The organism is Sphingomonas sp. JUb134, from assembly GCF_004341505.2.
Taxonomy (GTDB): Bacteria; Pseudomonadota; Alphaproteobacteria; order Sphingomonadales; family Sphingomonadaceae; genus Sphingomonas.
Genome location: NZ_SLYP02000001.1, coordinates 705,751 through 724,234 on the forward strand (window position 1 = coordinate 705,751; position 18,484 = coordinate 724,234).

General features: G+C 62.3%; 16 protein-coding genes, 1 tRNA gene and 1 pseudogene. 10 read left to right on the plus strand and 8 right to left on the minus strand.

Annotation, left to right across the window (positions count from 1 at the left end):
* Positions 1–38 precede the first annotated feature (38 nt).
* Positions 39–1,394, minus strand: a complete 1,356-nt coding sequence (locus tag EDF69_RS03265) for a tyrosine-type recombinase/integrase (RefSeq protein ID WP_119081745.1) — start codon at positions 1,392–1,394, stop codon at positions 39–41.
* Positions 1,395–1,794: 400 nt separating this feature from the next.
* Here EDF69_RS03265 and EDF69_RS03270 point away from each other — a divergent pair, with 400 nt between their 5' ends.
* Both EDF69_RS03270 and EDF69_RS19515 read left to right on the plus strand, forming a co-directional pair.
* The gene (locus EDF69_RS03270) at positions 1,795–2,481 is read left to right on the plus strand and encodes a hypothetical protein (RefSeq protein ID WP_132883914.1); all 687 of its coding nucleotides are present in this window, start codon (positions 1,795–1,797) and stop codon (positions 2,479–2,481) included.
* Positions 2,482–2,647: 166 nt separating this feature from the next.
* The gene (locus tag EDF69_RS19515; protein WP_239555269.1) at positions 2,648–3,073 is read left to right on the plus strand and encodes an alanine racemase; all 426 of its coding nucleotides are present in this window, start codon (positions 2,648–2,650) and stop codon (positions 3,071–3,073) included.
* On the opposite strand, the pseudogene EDF69_RS19935 reads toward EDF69_RS19515, so the two are convergent.
* The 5 genes and pseudogenes from EDF69_RS19935 to EDF69_RS03295 all read right to left on the minus strand — a co-directional run.
* Positions 3,040–3,663 (minus strand): annotated as a pseudogene (locus tag EDF69_RS19935) (sulfite exporter TauE/SafE family protein); the annotation flags it as partial. The gene EDF69_RS19515 and the pseudogene EDF69_RS19935 sit on opposite strands and share 34 nt — an antisense overlap.
* Positions 3,664–3,912: 249 nt before the next feature.
* Positions 3,913–4,302: a SirB2 family protein gene (locus EDF69_RS03280; protein ID WP_132883915.1), complete on the minus strand. Its 390-nt coding sequence runs from the start codon at positions 4,300–4,302 to the stop codon at positions 3,913–3,915.
* A gap of 9 nt (positions 4,303–4,311) precedes the next feature.
* Positions 4,312–6,615, minus strand: a complete 2,304-nt coding sequence (locus EDF69_RS03285; RefSeq protein ID WP_132883916.1) for a nitric-oxide reductase large subunit — start codon at positions 6,613–6,615, stop codon at positions 4,312–4,314.
* Between the two features lie 166 nt (positions 6,616–6,781).
* Positions 6,782–7,147 (minus strand): cupin, encoded by a 366-nt coding sequence (locus EDF69_RS03290; RefSeq protein ID WP_132883917.1) that lies wholly within the window; start codon positions 7,145–7,147, stop codon positions 6,782–6,784.
* Between the two features lie 170 nt (positions 7,148–7,317).
* Positions 7,318–7,812, minus strand: a complete 495-nt coding sequence (locus tag EDF69_RS03295) for an Rrf2 family transcriptional regulator (protein ID WP_132883918.1) — start codon at positions 7,810–7,812, stop codon at positions 7,318–7,320.
* A gap of 110 nt (positions 7,813–7,922) precedes the next feature.
* Here EDF69_RS03295 and EDF69_RS03300 point away from each other — a divergent pair, with 110 nt between their 5' ends.
* The 5 genes from EDF69_RS03300 to EDF69_RS03320 are packed head-to-tail and all read left to right on the plus strand — an operon-like array spanning position 7,923 to position 11,049.
* Positions 7,923–8,363 (plus strand): group III truncated hemoglobin, encoded by a 441-nt coding sequence (locus tag EDF69_RS03300; RefSeq protein WP_132883919.1) that lies wholly within the window; start codon positions 7,923–7,925, stop codon positions 8,361–8,363.
* Positions 8,360–9,046, plus strand: a complete 687-nt coding sequence (locus tag EDF69_RS03305; protein WP_132883920.1) for an alternative oxidase — start codon at positions 8,360–8,362, stop codon at positions 9,044–9,046. Before EDF69_RS03300 ends, EDF69_RS03305 begins: the two co-directional genes overlap by 4 nt.
* A 1-nt stretch (position 9,047) precedes the next feature.
* The gene (locus tag EDF69_RS03310) at positions 9,048–9,329 is read left to right on the plus strand and encodes a DUF1971 domain-containing protein (RefSeq protein WP_132883921.1); all 282 of its coding nucleotides are present in this window, start codon (positions 9,048–9,050) and stop codon (positions 9,327–9,329) included.
* Between the two features lie 35 nt (positions 9,330–9,364).
* Complete coding sequence (hmpA, locus tag EDF69_RS03315; protein WP_132883922.1) at positions 9,365–10,576, plus strand: NO-inducible flavohemoprotein; 1,212 nt, start codon at positions 9,365–9,367, stop codon at positions 10,574–10,576.
* 8 nt (positions 10,577–10,584) lie between these two features.
* Entirely contained in the window at positions 10,585–11,049 is a 465-nt protein-coding gene (locus tag EDF69_RS03320; protein ID WP_132883923.1) for a hypothetical protein, read from the plus strand.
* Positions 11,050–11,099: 50 nt separating this feature from the next.
* On the opposite strand, the gene EDF69_RS03325 is transcribed toward EDF69_RS03320, so the two are convergent.
* Complete coding sequence (locus tag EDF69_RS03325; RefSeq protein ID WP_132883924.1) at positions 11,100–12,455, minus strand: tyrosine-type recombinase/integrase; 1,356 nt, start codon at positions 12,453–12,455, stop codon at positions 11,100–11,102.
* A gap of 166 nt (positions 12,456–12,621) precedes the next feature.
* Positions 12,622–12,843, minus strand: a complete 222-nt coding sequence (locus tag EDF69_RS03330) for a hypothetical protein (protein ID WP_132883925.1) — start codon at positions 12,841–12,843, stop codon at positions 12,622–12,624.
* A 132-nt stretch (positions 12,844–12,975) separates the two neighbouring features.
* On the opposite strand from EDF69_RS03330, the gene EDF69_RS03335 reads away from it, so the two are divergent.
* From EDF69_RS03335 to EDF69_RS03345, 3 genes are all read left to right on the plus strand, one after another.
* Positions 12,976–13,052, plus strand: a tRNA-Arg gene (locus tag EDF69_RS03335).
* 770 nt (positions 13,053–13,822) lie between these two features.
* A complete protein-coding gene (locus EDF69_RS03340) occupies positions 13,823–16,756 on the plus strand; it encodes an ATP-binding protein (protein ID WP_132883926.1) in 2,934 nt (977 codons plus the stop codon).
* Positions 16,749–18,473, plus strand: a complete 1,725-nt coding sequence (locus EDF69_RS03345; RefSeq protein WP_132883927.1) for a response regulator receiver domain — start codon at positions 16,749–16,751, stop codon at positions 18,471–18,473. The genes EDF69_RS03340 and EDF69_RS03345 overlap by 8 nt, the downstream gene beginning before the upstream one ends.
* Positions 18,474–18,484: the final 11 nt, after the last annotated feature.

The window sequence follows — 18,484 nt, forward strand, 5'->3', positions numbered from 1 at the left end:
CGCCGAATGGCCGGATCAGCGCGGCCGGATGCATCGGATCAAGCTGCAAGCGCCATATCGGCGTTTTCGGCCTCGCCCGCGCCGGCAAGGAAGCGCGCAAGCGCCGCCTTCCGTGACCGTCGATCGAGAGCGTAGTGCGTGTGCGATAGCTCCGCGCCGTCTAAGAGCGCTTGGATGTAGCCTGACACCGTATCTGCCGCCATGACCAGCGCAGCATCTAGCGTGTGGATATAGCGGCTTGTGATCGAACCTGAGGCATGGCCGAGCAGCGCCGCAATGGTGATCTCGGTGAAGCCGAGATCGTTGGCGATGCTGGCGAAGCTATGGCGCAAGACGTGGGCGGTGACGCTCTCCAACTCAGTATCGGCGAAGATTTTCTCCCAGTGCCGTGGAAAGCTTCCGAACGGCCCGTCCGGGTTTCTCTCGCCCGGAAACACATAAGGGCTGTCGCCGTCCATGTTCCGCTCGTCGAAATACTCGACGATCGGTAGACCCATCGGGCGAACGGACTGACCTTCCTTTGTATCCTCGAACCGGAAGGCACTCCCCATCGTATCGATTTCCGTTTTCTTCGCTTCGATAATCTCGCCGCGACGGCACCCCGACATTGCAATCAGTCGAATCATGTCGACGGTTCGCGTATAGCGTTCGTCCTCAGCAGCTTTGGCGAGGATGCGGCCCAGCGTCCGATACTCGTCCTCGTTCAGTCGTCGCTTCCGCACCACATCCTTCGGCTTGCGAACACCATGCGCGGGATTGATCTCGATGATGCCCAGCTCATCCCGCGCATAGCTGAAAATGCCGCCCAGCAGCCCGACCGTCCGGCTCGCGGCACCGAGGCCACCCCGGACGATCGACTTGCCACGCAACTTCTTGGTCTTCTCCGTAGCGCGGGTCTTGCCGGCCATGATGTCCTTCATCATCGCCGTCACGTCCGCCTTCGTGACATGCGTGACGCGCTTCGAGCCGAGGAGCGGAATGATATGGCGCGTAATCCGGCCGAGATCGGTGATCTTGGTGCTGGCCTTCTTGGGGCGACCGCCCTTGCCGAGAATCCGGCCGGCTTCAAGTTCCGCCGTATATAACTCGCAAAGCTCCTTCACCGAGATCGCCTTGCGAACGCTGTTCCGATCTTCGAGCGGATCGTTGCCCTTGGCGACTTCGGCCAGCGCCTGAATCGCCAGCGTCCGCGCCTGTTCGGCGGTGACGGTGCCGTGGCGACCGAGTTTCATCCGACGCCGAACATTGTTAGCGTTTCGGTAATCGACGAAGTAGGTTCGTGTTCCTGAGGGCAGCACGAACACGCCAAAGCCTTTCAAATCGCTGCACCAAACGGTATATTGCCGGTCCCGTTGCTCGGCCTTGTCGACGACGGTTTTCGTCAGTTTTGGCATATGCACCTCGCTAGAGCGGGCTCAGAAAACTCACCAAAAACTCACCAGCAGATCGAAAACTGTGGGGGTTTTTTGCGTAGTCTGGAATACCCTTCGTGTCAAGAAAACACTGTATAAACAGTGAGTTATCGTGCTCTAGCGTTGACTTGAAAAGCCTAGCGTAGCGTTGTAGTTCTAGCTCCGAAGGCGAAGGCCACAGGTTCGAATCTTGTCGGGTGCGCCAAAAATCTCCAATAAAATCAGGCTCTTGAGAGGAAATCGATCTCTCCCATTCGCAGCCTCGCTGATCGCAAAACTCACCAGCTTGGGCCGTGAGGTCAGCAAAACACTCGGGTTTTCCTCGCAAAAATCGCCGAAGCAAACTCACCACTTCCAAGAACCGTCTGGCAGAAGGTGCAAAATGACGACCACCCTGCACACCGGTGCCGTGCTGAGCCATCCCAGCGGCGACTACATGGGCAATTTGCTCTGGCCCGGCGTGCTGCCCGCGGACCAGCGCGAGGCGCTGCCCGCGGCGATCGCCGCCATCTCCGCTCAGGGCTATTGGGCAAGCCCCTTTCCGGAAGGCGATGGCGTCGCCTTCCAGCGCTATGACGAGACGCCCTACGATCCCGACGCCGCGCTTGCCGATTTCCAGGCCGCGTTCGGATTTCTGAAACTGGACGTGCTCGACCCCGACGAAGGACAGGGGCGCGCCCTGGCACGGCTCGCCGGAGACCGGTCGATCAGTTGCATCTGCCTCGTGCCGGTCGAGGGCCTGCGCTTGGAAGCGCCGTTCGATCTCGGGGAAACGCGCTTCCATGCGCCGGTTGACGGCACGGAGATCGTCGCCGATCATGTAGCGGACCGTCAGGCTGTTGCCGTGTTGCACCAGATATTGACGGTTGATGACTCGCGCAGCGTCCGCAGGCATGGCCGAGTTGGTAAACTCGGGCGGCCCACCTGCGACGATAAAGGCGCCGCAATGACGGTCGAGCGTCAGCCACCAAGTCCGCAGATTGTTGAAGAAGTCGCCGAAGATGGACTGCCGTCCGGGCACCGAAATCATGAGCGTCGGGTTGGTCGAGGTGCGGAGTGGTATAGGTGAATGGCAGACCATCACGTTGATAGCGGCCGCGTCCGCCGGGATATTCGTCCTATGATGAGATACCCGAGGATGTGGCGGCAAAGCTGGAGGCGATTTCCGATGAGATCGACGCCATCTCCGAGAAGCGCCACGCCTACGATGCCAACGTGATCGCGCACGGCGGAGCATGATCGGCCATCTCCAGACCAACAAGGTCAAGGACGTGCTGGATTTTGCCGTTGAGATTCAGTCGCTCGACAGGCTCCGGCTGGCGGCCGCGCTCGATCGCCGCCTCCAGCAGCTTGGCCGCGGGCTTGACGTGCTGGTGCAGGTGAACACGTCGGGCGAAGCCACCAAATACGGCCTCGCGCCCCAGGATGTGCCAGCCTTCCTCACCGAGCTGCCGGCTTTCACCGGCCTTCGCGTCCGGGGTTTCATGACGCTCGCGCGGTTCACGTCCGATCTGGACGAAGTGCGCCGATGTTTCCGCCTCCTGCGCGAAATCCGGGATCGCGCGCGGCAGGAGTCACTGCAACGGCTGCCGATAAAGGCTCCGAGCGAACCGCCAACAGCGACGGCGATAAGCCACCCGGGTAGCGGGCTCGGAATCTGATCCCAGTAGGCACAGGCTCCGAGCAACGCCGCAGCCGAATTTAGAAGGTTATAAACGGCGGTTATCGCGGCAGTCTGGCGCGCTGTGCCCCAGTTCATTGCCAGGATAACCGGCGCGAGAAATACGCCGCCTCCAGTCCCTGTTGCTCCGGATATGAAGCCGATGATCGCGCCCGTGGCCAGCGCCGGAATGAAGGGCGGATCGATCGACAGGTCCGAAGACGATCCAGATCTACGAAACGCCGTCCGCGCCATCTGGGCGGCCGACAGGACCAGAAGCACCCCGACGACCGGATAATAGATATCCGCCGTTAGCTGGACAACGCCGCCGGCTAGAGAAAACGGGAAGCCCAAGATCGCAAAAGGCCAGACGCTTCGCCATGACAGCCTTCCAGCCTTCAGGAACATGGCTGTCCCGATTCCCGCAACCAGGAGATTGAGGGCGAGCGCAGTCGTCTTCATGGCCAGCGGCGCAAAGCCGAGCAGCGCCATGATCGCGATGTAGCCAGATGCGCCAGCCTGGCCGACCGACGCATAGATCAGTGCGATGAGGAAGAAGGCTACCGCGAGCCAGGGCGCGTCTAATTCCACCTTGCCTAAACCTCGTCATGGTTCGCATCCCGAGCGTGTGCCGGCCAGCGTTGCCCCAAGCTCCCTTGACTATCACCAGACTGGTGTGAGCAATACGGTAGCACTCACCGATGACGATCGCGCTTGTCGGATGTCCCCGATCTGTCTTGCCGCACCAGAACCGCATTGGCGGGACAGTGAGGTGACAGGCCAAGAAACCGGGGCCGAGCTGGATGGTGATACCCTCGACGCCGTTCCCATGTTCGGAATTCAGGCAAATGGGCCAAGGGGATGATGCGCGCGGGCGACCGCGTAGATGCCATAGAAGACGAACGCCGCCCCAGCCAGGCTAAGCCACCGGCCGGCAGGCGTTCCGGCCCGCAGCGCCCGGTAGGCGAGGAAGATGTAGGGTGGCAGTAGCAGGACTTTCACCGTCAGCCAGCTATCGGCGAAGGGCCCCTGATTGACGATCGTGACGAGCATCAGCGCGGCAGTCAGAAGGGTGGTGTCGATCGACCAGGACAGGCAGCGCAGCGGGAGGGCGAGCGGCCATCGCGCCCCAAGGAGATTGCGCGCGAGGCTGCGGATGAGGAACAAGGAGAAGCCGGTCAGCGCCGCCCAGATGTGGACGGCGCGGATCTCCAGATAATAATGCTCCATCCCGGCGCGTCAGGTCGCCCGCGCCGCGTGCGTTTCTATGGCTTCCTCATGCGCCGTCGGCACTACATCCGGTTCGCGCCGCGGCCGCAGCCAGAGGCTCGCCACGAACCAGGCCAGGGCCAGCGCGCCGATCGAGAACACCACGTCGCCGGGGACGCGCATCCAGACCAGCAGATCGACCAGCGGCTGCTGCATGAACTCGGCGGAGCGCGCATACCAATAGCCTTCGTCGATCGCGGCGATAAGCTGGATGGTCCCCAGCGGCAGAAGCGTCAGTAGCGCCATCAGAGCAAGCCCGATGTTGAAGCACCAGAAGCTGATCCGCAGCGCCCGTTCGTCCCAGACAAGATTGGGCATCATGCCGCGCAGGCAGAAGAGCACCAGGCCGACCCCGAGCATTCCGTAGACGCCGAACAGCGCCGTATGGCCATGCAGCGGGGTGAGGTTGAGACCCTGCATGTAGTAGAGCGATAGCGGCGGGTTGATAAGGAAGCCGAACAGGCCGGCGCCGACCAGGTTCCAGAAGGACACGGCCAGGAAGAACATGACCGGCCATTTGTAGCGCTGCATCCAGGGCGTCGCGCTGCTCAGCTTCCAGTGCTCATAGGCCTCGTAGCCGATATAGGCGAGCGGCACGACCTCGAGCGCCGAGAAGCTGGCGCCAAGCGCGAGCACCGAGATCGACGTGCCCGCGAAGTAGAGGTGATGGAGCGTGCCCAGCACGCCGCCGGCCATGAAGATGATCGTGGCGAACAGCACCGCGACCGTCGCGGTCGGGATCGGAATGAGGCCGAGACGCGTGAACAGGAAGGCGATCACCGCGGTCGCGAAGACCTCGAAGAAGCCCTCGACCCACAGATGGACCACCCACCAGCGCCAATATTCGATCATCGATAGCGAACTGTGTTCGTTCCACAGGAGCGCCGCCCCGTAGAACAGCCCAATGGCGACGGTCGAGAGGAAGAACAGCATGGTGATGTGCTTGGATTCGGAGTTCGTCCGCAGTGCGGGCCAGAGCGCTCGTCCAACCAGCACCAGCCAGAGCATCAGGCCGATGAACAGGAACCACTGCCAGAAACGACCCATGTCGACATATTCATAGCCCTGGTGTCCGAACCAGAAGTTCTGTTCGAGACCGAGCGTCTGCATCACCGCCAGCCACTGCCCCGCGAAGGAACCGATGACGATGATGAGGAGGCAGACCCAGAGGATATTGACGCCGAGCGCCTGGAACCGGGGTTCATGGCCGGAAATGGCCGGAGCGATGTAGAGGCCCGTTCCCAGCCAAGCGGTCGCGATCCACAGGACGGCGAGTTGCGTGTGCCAGGTCCGGGTGATCGAATAGGGGAGGATTTCCGCGGCTTCATAGCCGTAAACGAGCTGACCCTCGACCTGATAGTGCGCGGTCATCGCGCCGAGCAAGATCTGGACCAGGAACAGGGCGAGGACGACCCAGAAATATTTCGCGGTCGCGCGCATCGAGGGCGTCACCACGACCTTGCGCAGCGGGTCGCTGGCCGGAAGATCGTGCTCGCGCTCCCGGCGGCCGTGGGTCACCGCATGATGCCAGCCCAGAAGCGCGATCCCGGCGAGCAAAAAGGTGACGCTGAACGCCGACCAGATGAAGGTTGTCGCAGGGGGGCGGTTGCCGACCAGCGGTTCGCTTGGCCAGTTGTTGGTGTAAGTGGTCTCGCGTCCGGGCCGCTCGGTGGTCGCCGCCCAGGCGGTCCACCAGAAGAAGCGGGTCATCGCGGTGCGGTAGGCCTCGTTCGGCACCGTGTTGTTCTTCATCGCATAGTTTTCGCGCAGCTCGGCGGTCGCCGGGTCGTTGCCGAACAGGCTGACATAGTGGCTGGCGACCGTCTCGATCGCCGCCGCGCGGTCGTCGCTGATCGTGATCGTTTCGCTGCGCGGGTCGTAGCTGTTGGTGCGCATTTCGGTCTGGAGGCGTCGCTGGAGACCCGACTGCTGCTCCTGGGTGAGGCTGTCATAGCCCTGGCCGAAATCGCGGCGTGCCCACAGGTCGAGAAGCGCGATGGACTCGCGGTGCAGCCAGTCGGCCGACCAGTCCGGAGCGACATAGCCGCCGTGGCCCCAGATCGAGCCGAGCTGCATGCCGCCCATCGATTGCCAGACTTGCCGGCCGCGCTGCAAGTCGGCCCGCGTAAACAGGGTCTGCCCGCTTTGGGTGACCACGCGCTCGGGCAAGGGGGGCGCCTGGATGCTGATGTCGCGCCCGACCAGCAGCAGAACGGCAAACGACGTTGCAAGCAATGCGAAGAGCCAGATCCACAGTTTGCGCGTACTGCTCATGATATTTCCCCCTTGTCGGCTATCCTATTCGAGGCGATGCGACTTTGTCCGGCGACCTGTCCTTCAATCCGCTGACCAGGACGCATCGTGCTGCTTGCGCGCTTTCAAGCCTAACGAGGCTATGTTGCGAGCCGAAGAACCGTGGACCGAAGTCTCCATCCGCGGGCTATGCATGATCGGCCGAAGCGCTGTTCGCAGCATCGGAAGGCGGAAAAAGGATCGTCAGCAACAGCACCGAGTCTTCGAGTCCCTTGACCGAATGTGCCGCGCCGCCTTCGAGATAGACCCATTGATGCGCGCCAAGCTCGGCCACCGTTTCGCCGAGCCCCAATTGCACGCGGCCCTCCAGGCAATGCAGCGTGATGCTGCCGGGAACCTGATGCCGGGGCATATCGGTGCCCCGCGGGATCACGAGGCGAATGGCTTCGAACTGATCGGTCTTGACGATCGCCGTAGAGTGCCCGGTTTCGGCGGAGAGCGGCCGCAAGGAGAGGTCGACGACCTCGCCATGTGTCGCATGGTGCAGAGCCATTATTCGGATTCCTCCCTTGTGGCGCGATGATCGCAGTGATTGCGTAGAGCGCCGCGGCTGGCGATCCGGCGAAACAATGCCGCGATCGTTGCAAGCAGACCCCTCGATTGGCGGCGAGGGTCGAACGGCGCGGGATCGACCGGCTGACCGCATTCGGGGCAGAACATGGCTCAGGTCTCCTTTTGCAACGCCGGCTCGCGGCTGCGCTTCGAGGCGGCGGGCGCGGGCGCGTCAGGCGCGCCGATCTCCCGCGAAGCGAAGATCGCGGCGATATCTGCTCGTTTGGCGAGCAGGTCGGCAAGCGTATAGCGGTCGAGCACCGCCATGAATGCGGCGAGCGCCTCTTTCAGCACGCCCGTCAGGCCGCAGGCCGGCGCCACCACGCAGCTTCCACAATCGACCAGATCGAAGCCGTCTTCGGTGTGCCGAACGACGGCGCCGACATTGATCTGTTCGGGCGGCATGCCCAGACGAATGCCGCCGGAACGGCCGCGCACGCTCTCGACATGGCCGCTGCGCACCAGTTCGACGACCACTTTCATCAGATGGTTCTGCGAGATGCGATAGGCCTGCGCCACTTCGCCAATCGAGCAAAGCCGCTCCGGACGCGCGCCCAGATAGAGCAGCGTGCGCATCGCATAATCGGTGAACAAGGTCAGCTTCATGGGCACTCCGGAGCCAGTCCGTCGGCTCGTCGCATAATCATGTATTTACATTGCATGTTTTTAGCTTCCCGTATAGATGCATTCGTGACGCATGATTTGGAGTCGGGGCAATGGCCGCGCTGGAAATGGACGATGAGGGGCTAAAAGCGCTGGTCGAAGTGTTCTACGCGCGCGTCCGCGCCGACGCCGCGCTCGGTCCGATCTTCAACGATGCGATCGCCGACTGGCCCGAGCATCTCGACAAGCTCGCAGCCTTCTGGTCGTCGGTCATGCTCACCAGCGGCCGCTACAAGGGGCAGCCGGTGCCTGCGCATATGAAGCACAAGGATCGCATCACGCCGGCGCTGTTCGACCGCTGGCTGGCGCTCTGGGCGCAGACCACCGACGAGCTGATGACGCCTGGGGCGGCGGCCGCTTTGCAGGACCGCGCGGCTCGCATCGCCCACAGCCTGCAACTCGCCATGTTCTTCCGGCTGGATGACCGTCCGTTCCCCGGACCCGCGCGCCGCGATGCCGCCGCGGCTGACCTTCCAAGGAGTGTGCTGCCATGACCGATATTCCACTCGGGGACCTCACCGTCCATCACCAGCCCCGCGATCTGCGCGACCGCGTCGCGCTCGGTTTCACGAAGGTTCTGCGCTGGAGCGCCGACACCTTCTTTGCCAAGCGCTACGGCCACCGCGCCATCGTGCTCGAGACGGTGGCAGCGGTGCCGGGCATGGTCGGCGCGACGATCAACCATCTCAAATGCCTGCGCCGCATGTGCGACGACAAGGGCTGGATCCGCACCCTCATGGAGGAAGCGGAAAATGAGCGGATGCACCTCATGACCTTCATCGAGGTCGCCAAGCCGACCCTGTTCGAACGCATGGTCATCCTGGGGGTCCAGTGGGTGTTCTATCTTACCTTCTTCGCGCTTTACCTGGTCAGCGCCAGGACCGCGCACCGCATCGTCGGCTATTTCGAGGAAGAAGCGGTGATCAGCTATACGCTCTATCTCAAGGAGATCGACGAGGGCCGCAGCCCGAACCTGCCGGCGCCGGCCATCGCGCGGCATTACTGGAAGCTCGCCGATGACGCGACCCTACGGGACGTCGTGCTCGCCGTGCGGGCGGACGAGGCGCATCACCGCGATGTCAATCACGGCTTCGCGAGCGAGCTTGCCGGCTTGGCGCCGACGGGCAGGGCGGCGCCTTATCCGGCCCATGCCGACGATATTCGGCGGGCCGCCTGAGATGGCTGTCGCTCCCGTCCCCTACCGCTCGACCCCGGTGTTCGATCAGGACACGCTGCCCGCAGCCCTTCGCGCCCGTCACGATACCAAGGCGGGCGTTTGGGGGGTGATCCGGGTCATCGAGGGCGAACTCCGGCTCAGCTATCTCGATCCTCCCTCCGAAGTCGTACTGACGCCGGACAATCTCGGCCTCATCCAGCCCCAGCAGCCGCATTTCGTGACACCGGTCGGCCCCATGAAAATGCAGGTCGATTTTTACAATCAACCGCCTGCGGGCGTCTGAACCAGCACCACCCATTAGCCAACCAGGAGATATTCATGTCGCAGCCCTTGAGCGAGCAGACCATCGCGCTCGTCAAAGCCACCGTTCCCGCGCTCGAAGCGCATGGCCTCGACATCGTGCGCGAGATGTATTCGCGCATGTTCGAGAACCCGGAGATCCGCGACCTGTTCAACCAGTCGCATCATGGCGACGCCGGCTCGCAGCCGCGCGCGCTGACCGGTGCGATCCTCGCCTATGCCAATAACATCGACAATCTCGGAGCCCTTGCGCCTGCGGTTGAGCGCATCGCGCAGAAGCATGTCGGGCTCCAGATCCTGCCCGAACATTATCCCTATGTCGCCGAGGCGCTGCTCGGCGCGATCAAGACCGTGCTGGGTAATGCTGCGACCGACGAAATCCTGGCCGCCTGGGGTGAGGCCTATTGGTTCCTCGCCAACATCCTGATCGCCCGCGAACACCGCATCTATGACGATCAGAAGGAAACGGTCGGCGGCTGGAACGGCTGGCGCGATTTCCGGATCGAGGAGGTCATCGAGGAAAGCAGCGTCATCAAGTCCTTCATCCTGCGGCCCGTCGATGGCGGTTCGGTCATGGATCACAAGCCGGGTCAGTATCTGACCTTCTGGATCGAGATCCCCGGCCATTCGCCGATCAAGCGCAACTATTCGATCTCCGCTGCGCCCAATGGCGAGACCTATCGTATCTCTGTGAAGCGCGAGCCGCAGGGTCTCGTTTCTGGATGGCTGCATGAGCATGCGAAGGTCGGCACGGTGCTCAAGGTGGCTGCACCGGCGGGTGAGTTCTTCCTCGACGGTAAGCCCGAGCGTCCGGTCGTGCTGCTCTCGGGCGGCGTCGGTCTGACCCCGATGGTGGCGATGCTCGAAGCGCTGGTGGCGCAGGGCTGTGAGGCACCCGTCCATTATATCCACGGCACCCACGACCGCGGCACGCATGCGATGCGCAATCACGTCCGTCAGCAGGCCGCCAAAGGACAGGCGGTCACGGTCACCGACTTCCATCAGACACCGCTCGGCGACGAGGCCCAGGGCCGCGATTACGACGTTGCCGGGATCATCACCGACGAATGGCTCGTCGCCAACACCCCGGTGGCGCAAGCGGACTATTTCATCTGCGGTCCGCGCTCGTTCCTGCGGCACGCGGTCTCCGCGCTTTCGCTCGCAGGCGTCCCCGCAAGCCGCATCCATTATGAGTTCTTCGGCCCCGCCGACGAGTTGCTCGCAGCCTAAGGCGCGCCATGGACGACTTCATCATCGCGCGCGTGATCCATGTCGTGGCGGTCCTGTTCTGGATCGGCGGCGTCGCCTTCGTCACGCTCGTGGTGATGCCGTCGGTGCGAACCGGCCATCCGCCGGACGAGAGGCTTGCGGCCTTTCACCGCATCGAAGGCCGCTTTGCCCCGCAGGCGCGCATCTGGGTACTTCTAGCAGGTGCCAGCGGGTTCTGGATGACGTGGCGTGGCCAGATGTGGGACCGTTTCCTTAATCCCTCCTTCTGGTGGATGCATGCGATGGTCGCTGTGTGGCTCGTCTTCGCGGCCATGCTGTTCCTCATCGAACCGTTGTTCCTGCACCGGCATATGGAGCGAGCGGCGCAGCCGGCTCGGGATTTCGCGCGCATGGAGCAAATGCACCGTGTCCTGCTGACGGCTTCCGTCATCACGCTCATGGGTGCTGTGGGCGGTAGTCACGGCTTGTTCTGATCCGCCCCCGGTAAGGGAGAAATGCGGACTCATCTTTGAAGAACTCAGCCTCACGCAGCAATTGGTAGGTCCGCGTCTTTCGACTCGTCTGCGCTGGCGAGGAAGCGCGCAAGCGCGGCCTTCCGCGAGCGTCGATCGAGGGCATAGTGCGTGTGTGACAGTTCCGCGCCGTCCAGAAGCGCCTGAATGTAGCCCGACACGGTGTCGGCTGCCATCACCAGCGCTGCGTCGAGCGTATGCACATATCGGCTCGTGATCGAGCCCGAGGCATGGCCGAGCAGAGCCGCGATGGTGATCTCGGTGAAGCCGAGATCGTTGGCGATGCTGGCGAAGCTGTGACGCAGCACATGCGCTGTCAGGCCCGCAAGCTCCGTGTCAGCGAAGATCTTTTCCCAATGCCGGGGAAAGCTGCCGAACGGTCCTTCCGCGTTCCTCTCGCCGGGAAATACATAGGCGCTGTCGCCGTCCATGTTCCGCGCGTCGAAATACTCGACGATGGGCAAGCCCATCGGGCGAACGGACTTACCCTCCTTCGTATCCTCAAAGCGGAAGGCGCTTCCAATCGTGTCGATCTCGGCCTTTCGCACCTCGATAATCTCGCCGCGACGGCAGCCCGACATCGCGATCAGCCGGATGATGTCGACGGTGCGCGTATAACGTTCGTCTTCGGCCGCTTTGGCGAGGATGCGGCCGAGGGTTCGATATTCCTCCTCGTTGAGCCTGCGCTTGCGCACCACGTCATTCGGCTTGCGGACACCATGCGCGGGATTACCCTCGATGATGCCCAGATCATCCCGCGCATAGGTGAAGATGCCGCCCAGCAGCCCGACCGTGCGGCTCGCCGCCCCAAGGCCACCCCGGACAATGGACTTGCCGCGCAGCTTCTCCGTCTTCTCGCTGGTGCGCGTCTTGCCGGCCATGATGTCCTTCATCATCGCCGTCACGTCCGCCTTGGTAACGTGCGTGACGCGCTTCGAGCCGATCAGCGGAATGATGTGGCGCGTGATCCGGCCAAGATCGGTGATCTTGGTGCTGGCTTTCTTCGGCCGGCCGCCCTTGCCCAGAATCCGGCCGGCTTCTAGCTCCGCCATGTACAGCTCGCATAGATCCTTGACCGAGATCGCCTTGCGGGCGCTGTTCCGATCTTCGAGCGGATCGCTCCCCTTGGAGACGTCCGCGAGCGCCTGGATCGCCAGCGTCCGTGCCTGCTCGGCGGTGACAGGGCCATGCCGCCCGAGCTTCATGCGCCGCCGCACGTTGTGGATGTTGCGATAGTCGACGAAGTAGGTTCGCGTGCCCGAGGGCAGCACGAACACGCCAAAGCCCTTCAGATCGCTGCACCAAACGGTATACTGCCGGTCTCGCGGCTCGGCCTTGTCGACGATGATTTTTGTCAGTTTCGGCATACGCACCTCGCTAGAGCGGGTCCAAAAAACTCACCAAAAACTCACCAGCAGATCGAAAACTGTGGGGTGTTTTTGCGTAGTCTGGAATACCCTCGTTGTCAAGAAATCACTGTATAATCAGTGAGTTATCGTGCTCTAGCGTTGGGTTGAAAAGCCTAGCGTAGCGTTATAGTTCTAGCTCCGAAGATAAACGCCAGCGTAGTATTATACCATTATTTTTGCCGTTTGTCAAGGGCTTACGCATCCCTTCTTTGCGCATGATCAGGCCAGGTGGACAGTGTTTGGACAACCGTCGGTCCACGTCATCGTCGGTAACTTCACGTTCACTCACGCTGTCCTTCCCTTCGATCATCACGCTGATGATCTGAGCACCAGCGGCTTTGCTCATCAACGGCGACGAAGCCCGGAGTTTGGGGCACGTAAGCAGTGTGTGAGAGCGTGTCTCGATCGGTTGCGACCCAAGCCGTCGCTGCCTTTCGTCGTTGACGAGATCAATGCAGCCGGGCTAAGCGGCCCACGGGCACCCGTAGCTCAGCTGGATAGAGTGGCGGCTTCCGAAGCCGTAGGTCACAGGTTCGAATCCTGTCGGGTGCACCACAACGCTGCTTTACGCCTTCAACTCCCCCGCTTAGCTGCTGCTCGACTCGGTAGTCGAGCAGCGCTTGTGAGGGCGCGGCTCTCCTATTAGCGGCATCTCTCATCGAAGTTGCGCTGCATAGCTACGAGCGTATCCGCACGCAGGGATAAGATTTGCTCCAGCTGTAACGCGAGACCGGCGGAAACCGGGACCTGCCCGGCAAGCAGAGCATCCACAAACTCGATCGGTCGTCCAAGCCGCACTGCGAGCTGGATCGAGTCTACGCCAAGAGGTTCTAGCACCTCGGACTTTAGCCAAGGTCCTGGATGAGTCGCAAAGGAGGCATGTAGTGCGATACCCATTGTGCATCCTTTCCGGTGCGGTGCTGTACGATGATAGGCCTAATCGAATCAGTCCGTAATCACCACTGGGTCGGTGTCACAGCCGCTCGATCCTGAGATGGTAAACTTCTTCATCATTTGGGGGCCTCCCGGCCGCTTCCGCGCGCTCAGCTGGCATACCGGCCCTTTATTCAGCTCGGCTGATCGACAGCTTTGCGCGCCAAAACCGGTCGCTCAGCAGGAGGCCCGCTCATCTCATTATCTGCTGTTTACGGCAATCAGGTAAAATAGCTGATCTATAGGCTCATCACGTAATCGATGCGGAAGGAACGCTCCTTTCGTGAGCGTCGCAACGCATAGGGTGTTGATCTCCGCAACACTGTGGCTAGTCCTGTGCCGGAGGAACTGCGCCGTGGATCAGGAAGCATGATGCCGAGAATGCCATCCGCATGACAGAGGCCGTTTCATTTCAGACGCGCGCGAGAACGATCGACCACTTGGGCCGTGAACAGATTGCGGATGTGCCGACGGCCGTCAGCGAACTGTGGAAGAACGCGTACGACGCCTACGCGCGGACTGTCTCGCTGCATATTTATTCGGCCGATCCGCCGACCGCAGCGATCTACGACGACGGCACCGGGATGTCCCGCTCCGCATTCGTGGACAAGTGGCTAGTCGTGGGCACGGAGTCTAAGGTCGATGACCGGGCGGTCTCTGCGGATCAGCGACAGGGCCTGCCAGAGCGGCCGCGTCAGGGACAGAAGGGGATCGGGCGACTCTCCGTCGCGGCGCTCGGATCAGTTGTGCTCGTCGTGTCGAAGCAGGCCGATGCGCGCTTCATCGCATGTCTCGTGGATTGGCGGCTTTTTGAGAATCCATACATCTTCCTTCACGACATCAAGCTGCCGGTGGTGGAGTTCGATCGTCCCGAAGAGCTCGAAGGCCTGGTCGAGAACCTGCGTACGGCGCTCCGGGAAAATCTCACCGGTTCGGACGACGATCCGGCTCGGCGCGATCGACTCGTCGACGCCTGGGTTCAGTTCGACGAGCTCGACCAGGGCAGGACGCCGGGCAACCTCACTTCGGCTCGCATCCGAGCCGCGCTCGCGGCGAGGGTGCCTTACGAGGCCCACCTTGCGGACTGGCCGGTTTGGACCGGGGACCGACCCAGCGGAACCGCGTTGGTGATGACGGAGCTCAATAGCGCGCTGACGGCTTGGACGCTTGAGGGCGAGGACGCGACAAGCGAGGAGGCAGGATCGATCCGCGATTCTCTCGTTCGGACGCTGACGGGGTTTTCCGATCCGTACGCACCCGCAGGCGGCTCCGTCATGGACTATGGCGTCGTCGTGCACCAGGCGGGCCCGCCGACCACGCCCGTCAGTCGGGAGGAGGGCTACGGAATCGACTTCCTGAAGTCTCTCGACCAGTACATCGAGGGCCATGTGGACGAGACCGGCATCTTCCGCGGCACCGTGCGTGCGTTCGGAAAGGATCTGGGCGAGGTCGAACTCGTCCCGGCTCAGGCGCCCCCGACGACCGGCCGCGACCGGATCGGACCATTCGACATTGCGATCGGCACCTTCGAGGGAGAGAGGCAAGCGTCGGTCCTCGATCCCGACGTCTACAGGGAGGTCGTGAAGCGAGCTGAAACGCACTCCGGCCTTTCCATCTACCGGGATGGTCTTAGGGTTATGCCCTACGGTCGCCCGGAGAACGACTTCTTCAAGATCGAGGAGCGGCGGCAGATGCATGCCGGTCGCGAGTTCTGGGCGAGCCGACGCATGTTCGGACGCATTGCCATCACACGGGCGGACAACCCCAACCTGCGCGACAAGGCCGGGCGAGAGGGTTTGATCGACAACTCCGCTAGCCGGGCCATACAGCTGCTCGTCAAGGATATCCTCCGGACGACCGCGCGCCGCTATTTCGGGAGTGACTCCACATATAGGAAGGAGCTTCTGCCCGGTATCCTGGCGGATAACGAGGCTGCGGCCGCCAAGTCGAAGAAGGCGCGCTCGCAGCAGCTCGCCAACTTCCGTAAGGCGCTGCGGTCGCAGACCGCCGCGCTTCAGGCGGCGTTCAGTACAGTCGCGACGATCGTTCAAGACCTGGACGCAGCGGTGAACGCGAACGATGCCGACGGAGTGTGGAGCTTGGCACCGCGCATCGATGAGGCTGTCAGCATCCGGGCCGACCTGCGGCTGCCGCCCAAGCCGCGCAACCTCGGCAACTTCGAGGAGCAGTACCGTGGCTACCGTGATCTCTATAGCTCTGTGGCTAACGAGGTCGAAGAACTGCGGACGCGCTGGACGGAGGAGAACGAACGGCTCAATCCCCGACCGCCTGTAGACGTCGCGAGATCGCACCTTGGACGTAATCAAAAGGCGGTGACCGATCGGCTCTCCGGCTGGAAGCGTGCTATCTCCGCGCTTCTCAAGAGCGAGAGCGTCAGGATCGACGCGCAGATCGATCAGGACATGAAGGCGTTCTACAAGGACGCCGCTCCCTTGCTCGTGGACGTGGAGGCGGGGCGCACGTCCCTTCGGACGGCGATCGAGGAGATGGACGAGCTCCGCGACCGGCTCACAAGTGAGTTTTCCGAGGTCTATGAGCCCTATTTGCGCGCTCTGGGCCAGCTTTCCGTGGGGGTCGATCTGGAGGGGGCGTTCGCCTACGCGGGCGCCCGCGAGTCGACGCTCGAGCGCCGGCTCGAGCAGATCCAGGGTCTCGCCCAGATCGGCATCAGCGTGGAGATACTGAGCCACGAGCTCGGCACGCTTGATCGGCGCCTCGCGACCAGCCTGTCCGATCTCGCGAAGTCGGCGCCGCCGACACCGGCGCTCGGCGAAGCGCAGCGGGCCGGCTCGGAGCTAGTGGAGCGCCTGCGCTTCCTTTCGCGGATTCAGGTCTCCGGCGGCGACGAGCGCCAGACGCTGTCGGGCGAGGACATCGTCGTCTATCTCAAGAAGTTCTTCGGCCCGGCGATTGAGGAGCGGGGGATCGACCTCTCCGCAACGCTCGCGTTCCGTTCCGCCAGGTTCATGGAATTCCCCTCTCGGATCTTCCCGGTTTTCATCAACATCGTAAACAACTCGCTCTACTGGCTGGCAGGTCGACCCGTGAAGGAGATCCTGCTCGACGCCGTCGATGGCAAGCTTCTGATAGGTGACACCGGTCCGGGCGTAGACAAGGACGATCAAGGCAATCTGTTTGAGCTTTTCTTCACGCGACGCATCCGGGGGAGGGGCGTTGGCCTGTACCTCTGTCGGCAGACTTTGGCCGCCGGCGGGCATCGCATTGAGTACGTGCCGGACGGTCCGTTGAGGCGCCTTCCGGGTGCCAATTTCGCCATTACACTGAGGAACGGCTTTGATGGCTAAGGTTAGCAGCGAACTTCTCGAAGAGGCATTCATCAAGCCGATCCGCTTCGCGCTTCTGGTTGACGACAAGTTTCCGACCTTCACGGCGTTGGCCACCGACGGGGGGTTTGACCCGACTCTAGATAACAACCGGGCGAGGGCACTGTTCGAACTCTGTCGTGGAAGGGGCTGGCTCTGCGACGTTGGGAATCGTCCGGCGGTGGCCGAGAAGTTCGAGAACGACAATCACCTTCACCAGTCTGACTTGCTCATCCTCGACTACAACCTCGATCCCGTAGATCAGGACGATCCGACGGCTGCGCTCGGCATCATCCAGAAACTGGCCTCTTCCGACCACTTCAATCTGGTGATCGTCTACACGGAGTCCCAGCCGCGGTCCGTCACGCGAGACATCGCCTATAGCTTGGGGGCGGGCGCGGATCTGTCGACGGAAGTTGCAGACGCGGCGAAGGACATCATGGCCGATCTCGATCCCGAGGTCGCAGCGGAGCTTGGAGAACAGTTCAGTCAGGCCATCATAGACGATTACCTCGCCGGGTCTGGTCTGCGGGTCTCGTCCGAACCCTTCCGAAAGATCCTGTTGCGGGAAAAGGTTGCCCCTAAGGACATTCCAGCCGTCCTGACGCTCTGGACCCGCCAGCGGCTGGAGGCCAGGCTGAAGCCTGTGATCGTATCGGAGCGTAGACCAGACCGAACCGTCGTGACGAGCCTCACGTCCGCTGAGAGCCCACACTGGGTGACCCGCGACAACGTGTTCGTCGCGATCGTCAACAAGGCGGACGATGCTCCCGAGGTCCTGATAGACCGGCTCGCCACCGCCATCGAGGCTTGGGATCCGAATCCGCTGCTTGTGATGATGATGCAGGCCCGCGCGTCGTTGGAGAAGGCGGGGACATTGGCGGATCACAAGGTGCTCGAAACGAGCCGGCTCCGGGCGGGTTGGCTTCTGCGGGTGTTGCTGGGTAAGAACGCAGACGAGCGGCGCGCGAATGTCGCCGATCTCTATGGTCGGCTCTTCGAGCGTCTCGCGACGAGCGTCGAGCCCTCCATTGTCGATTTCGGCGCACGTCTCATCGAACCCAACAGCAGGGAAGAAGCGGTTGAGACCGCCAAAACGATGGCCGACGCGGCCCAAAACATGCAGCCCATGCAGGTCTACCATGCACTGAACGAGTATCTGTGTTCGGACGAGTGCCGCGACGGGGGAATGACTACAGGCGTGGTGTTCAGCGGGATGCGCGGTGGCAAGGAGCAGTTTTGGGTCTGCGTGACCCCGGCCTGCGATCTGGTCGAAGGTCAGAATGAACGAGGCTGGGATGGCGAACTCAAGCCTACTCGGCCGGTTGCGGTGGCACGCCTGAAGGCAACCAAGTCTGGCGCAGCGGTCTCCAGACTGCTGGAAGCCGCCACGATTGGCCGGCACATCTACCTCTTCGTGGACAACGTTCCCGTAGCTCTGGAGGCGCTCGACGAGACCTCGCGCCAGATGAGCCTTGAAACATTGTTTCTTCGAAACGGGGGGCTCATCGAGAACGGGAAGTTCTTCGGCCACGTCATCGACCTCGACGAGCAGCGGAAGCCCGTGGCGAACGAGATCGAGTTCAAGGTGCTGGCGAAGCTTCGGCCGGATTACGCCAACAGGCTCCTGACGCAGTCTGGAAGTCAACGGGCTCGAATTGGCGTCGACTTCTTCAACCTACCAAGCGCAGCGGAGTAGCAGACTTGTCC

What these genes read in the sequence shown, in the direction of transcription:
- EDF69_RS03345 (WP_132883927.1), top strand. Translation starts at nt 16,749, where the DNA reads ATGGCTAAGGTTAGCAGCGAACTTCTCGAAGAGGCATTCATCAAGCCG.
- EDF69_RS03310 (WP_132883921.1), top strand. Translation starts at nt 9,048, where the DNA reads ATGGCTGTCGCTCCCGTCCCCTACCGCTCGACCCCGGTGTTCGATCAG.
- EDF69_RS03295 (WP_132883918.1), bottom strand. Translation starts at nt 7,812, where the DNA reads ATGAAGCTGACCTTGTTCACCGATTATGCGATGCGCACGCTGCTCTAT.
- EDF69_RS03305 (WP_132883920.1), top strand. Translation starts at nt 8,360, where the DNA reads ATGACCGATATTCCACTCGGGGACCTCACCGTCCATCACCAGCCCCGC.
- EDF69_RS03300 (WP_132883919.1), top strand. Translation starts at nt 7,923, where the DNA reads ATGGCCGCGCTGGAAATGGACGATGAGGGGCTAAAAGCGCTGGTCGAA.
- EDF69_RS03330 (WP_132883925.1), bottom strand. Translation starts at nt 12,843, where the DNA reads ATGAGCAAAGCCGCTGGTGCTCAGATCATCAGCGTGATGATCGAAGGG.
- EDF69_RS03270 (WP_132883914.1), top strand. Translation starts at nt 1,795, where the DNA reads ATGACGACCACCCTGCACACCGGTGCCGTGCTGAGCCATCCCAGCGGC.
- EDF69_RS03320 (WP_132883923.1), top strand. Translation starts at nt 10,585, where the DNA reads ATGGACGACTTCATCATCGCGCGCGTGATCCATGTCGTGGCGGTCCTG.
- EDF69_RS03325 (WP_132883924.1), bottom strand. Translation starts at nt 12,455, where the DNA reads ATGCCGAAACTGACAAAAATCATCGTCGACAAGGCCGAGCCGCGAGAC.
- hmpA (WP_132883922.1), top strand. Translation starts at nt 9,365, where the DNA reads ATGTCGCAGCCCTTGAGCGAGCAGACCATCGCGCTCGTCAAAGCCACC.
- EDF69_RS03265 (WP_119081745.1), bottom strand. Translation starts at nt 1,394, where the DNA reads ATGCCAAAACTGACGAAAACCGTCGTCGACAAGGCCGAGCAACGGGAC.
- EDF69_RS03285 (WP_132883916.1), bottom strand. Translation starts at nt 6,615, where the DNA reads ATGAGCAGTACGCGCAAACTGTGGATCTGGCTCTTCGCATTGCTTGCA.
- EDF69_RS03290 (WP_132883917.1), bottom strand. Translation starts at nt 7,147, where the DNA reads ATGGCTCTGCACCATGCGACACATGGCGAGGTCGTCGACCTCTCCTTG.
- EDF69_RS03280 (WP_132883915.1), bottom strand. Translation starts at nt 4,302, where the DNA reads ATGGAGCATTATTATCTGGAGATCCGCGCCGTCCACATCTGGGCGGCG.
- EDF69_RS19515 (WP_239555269.1), top strand. Translation starts at nt 2,648, where the DNA reads ATGATCGGCCATCTCCAGACCAACAAGGTCAAGGACGTGCTGGATTTT.
- EDF69_RS03340 (WP_132883926.1), top strand. Translation starts at nt 13,823, where the DNA reads ATGACAGAGGCCGTTTCATTTCAGACGCGCGCGAGAACGATCGACCAC.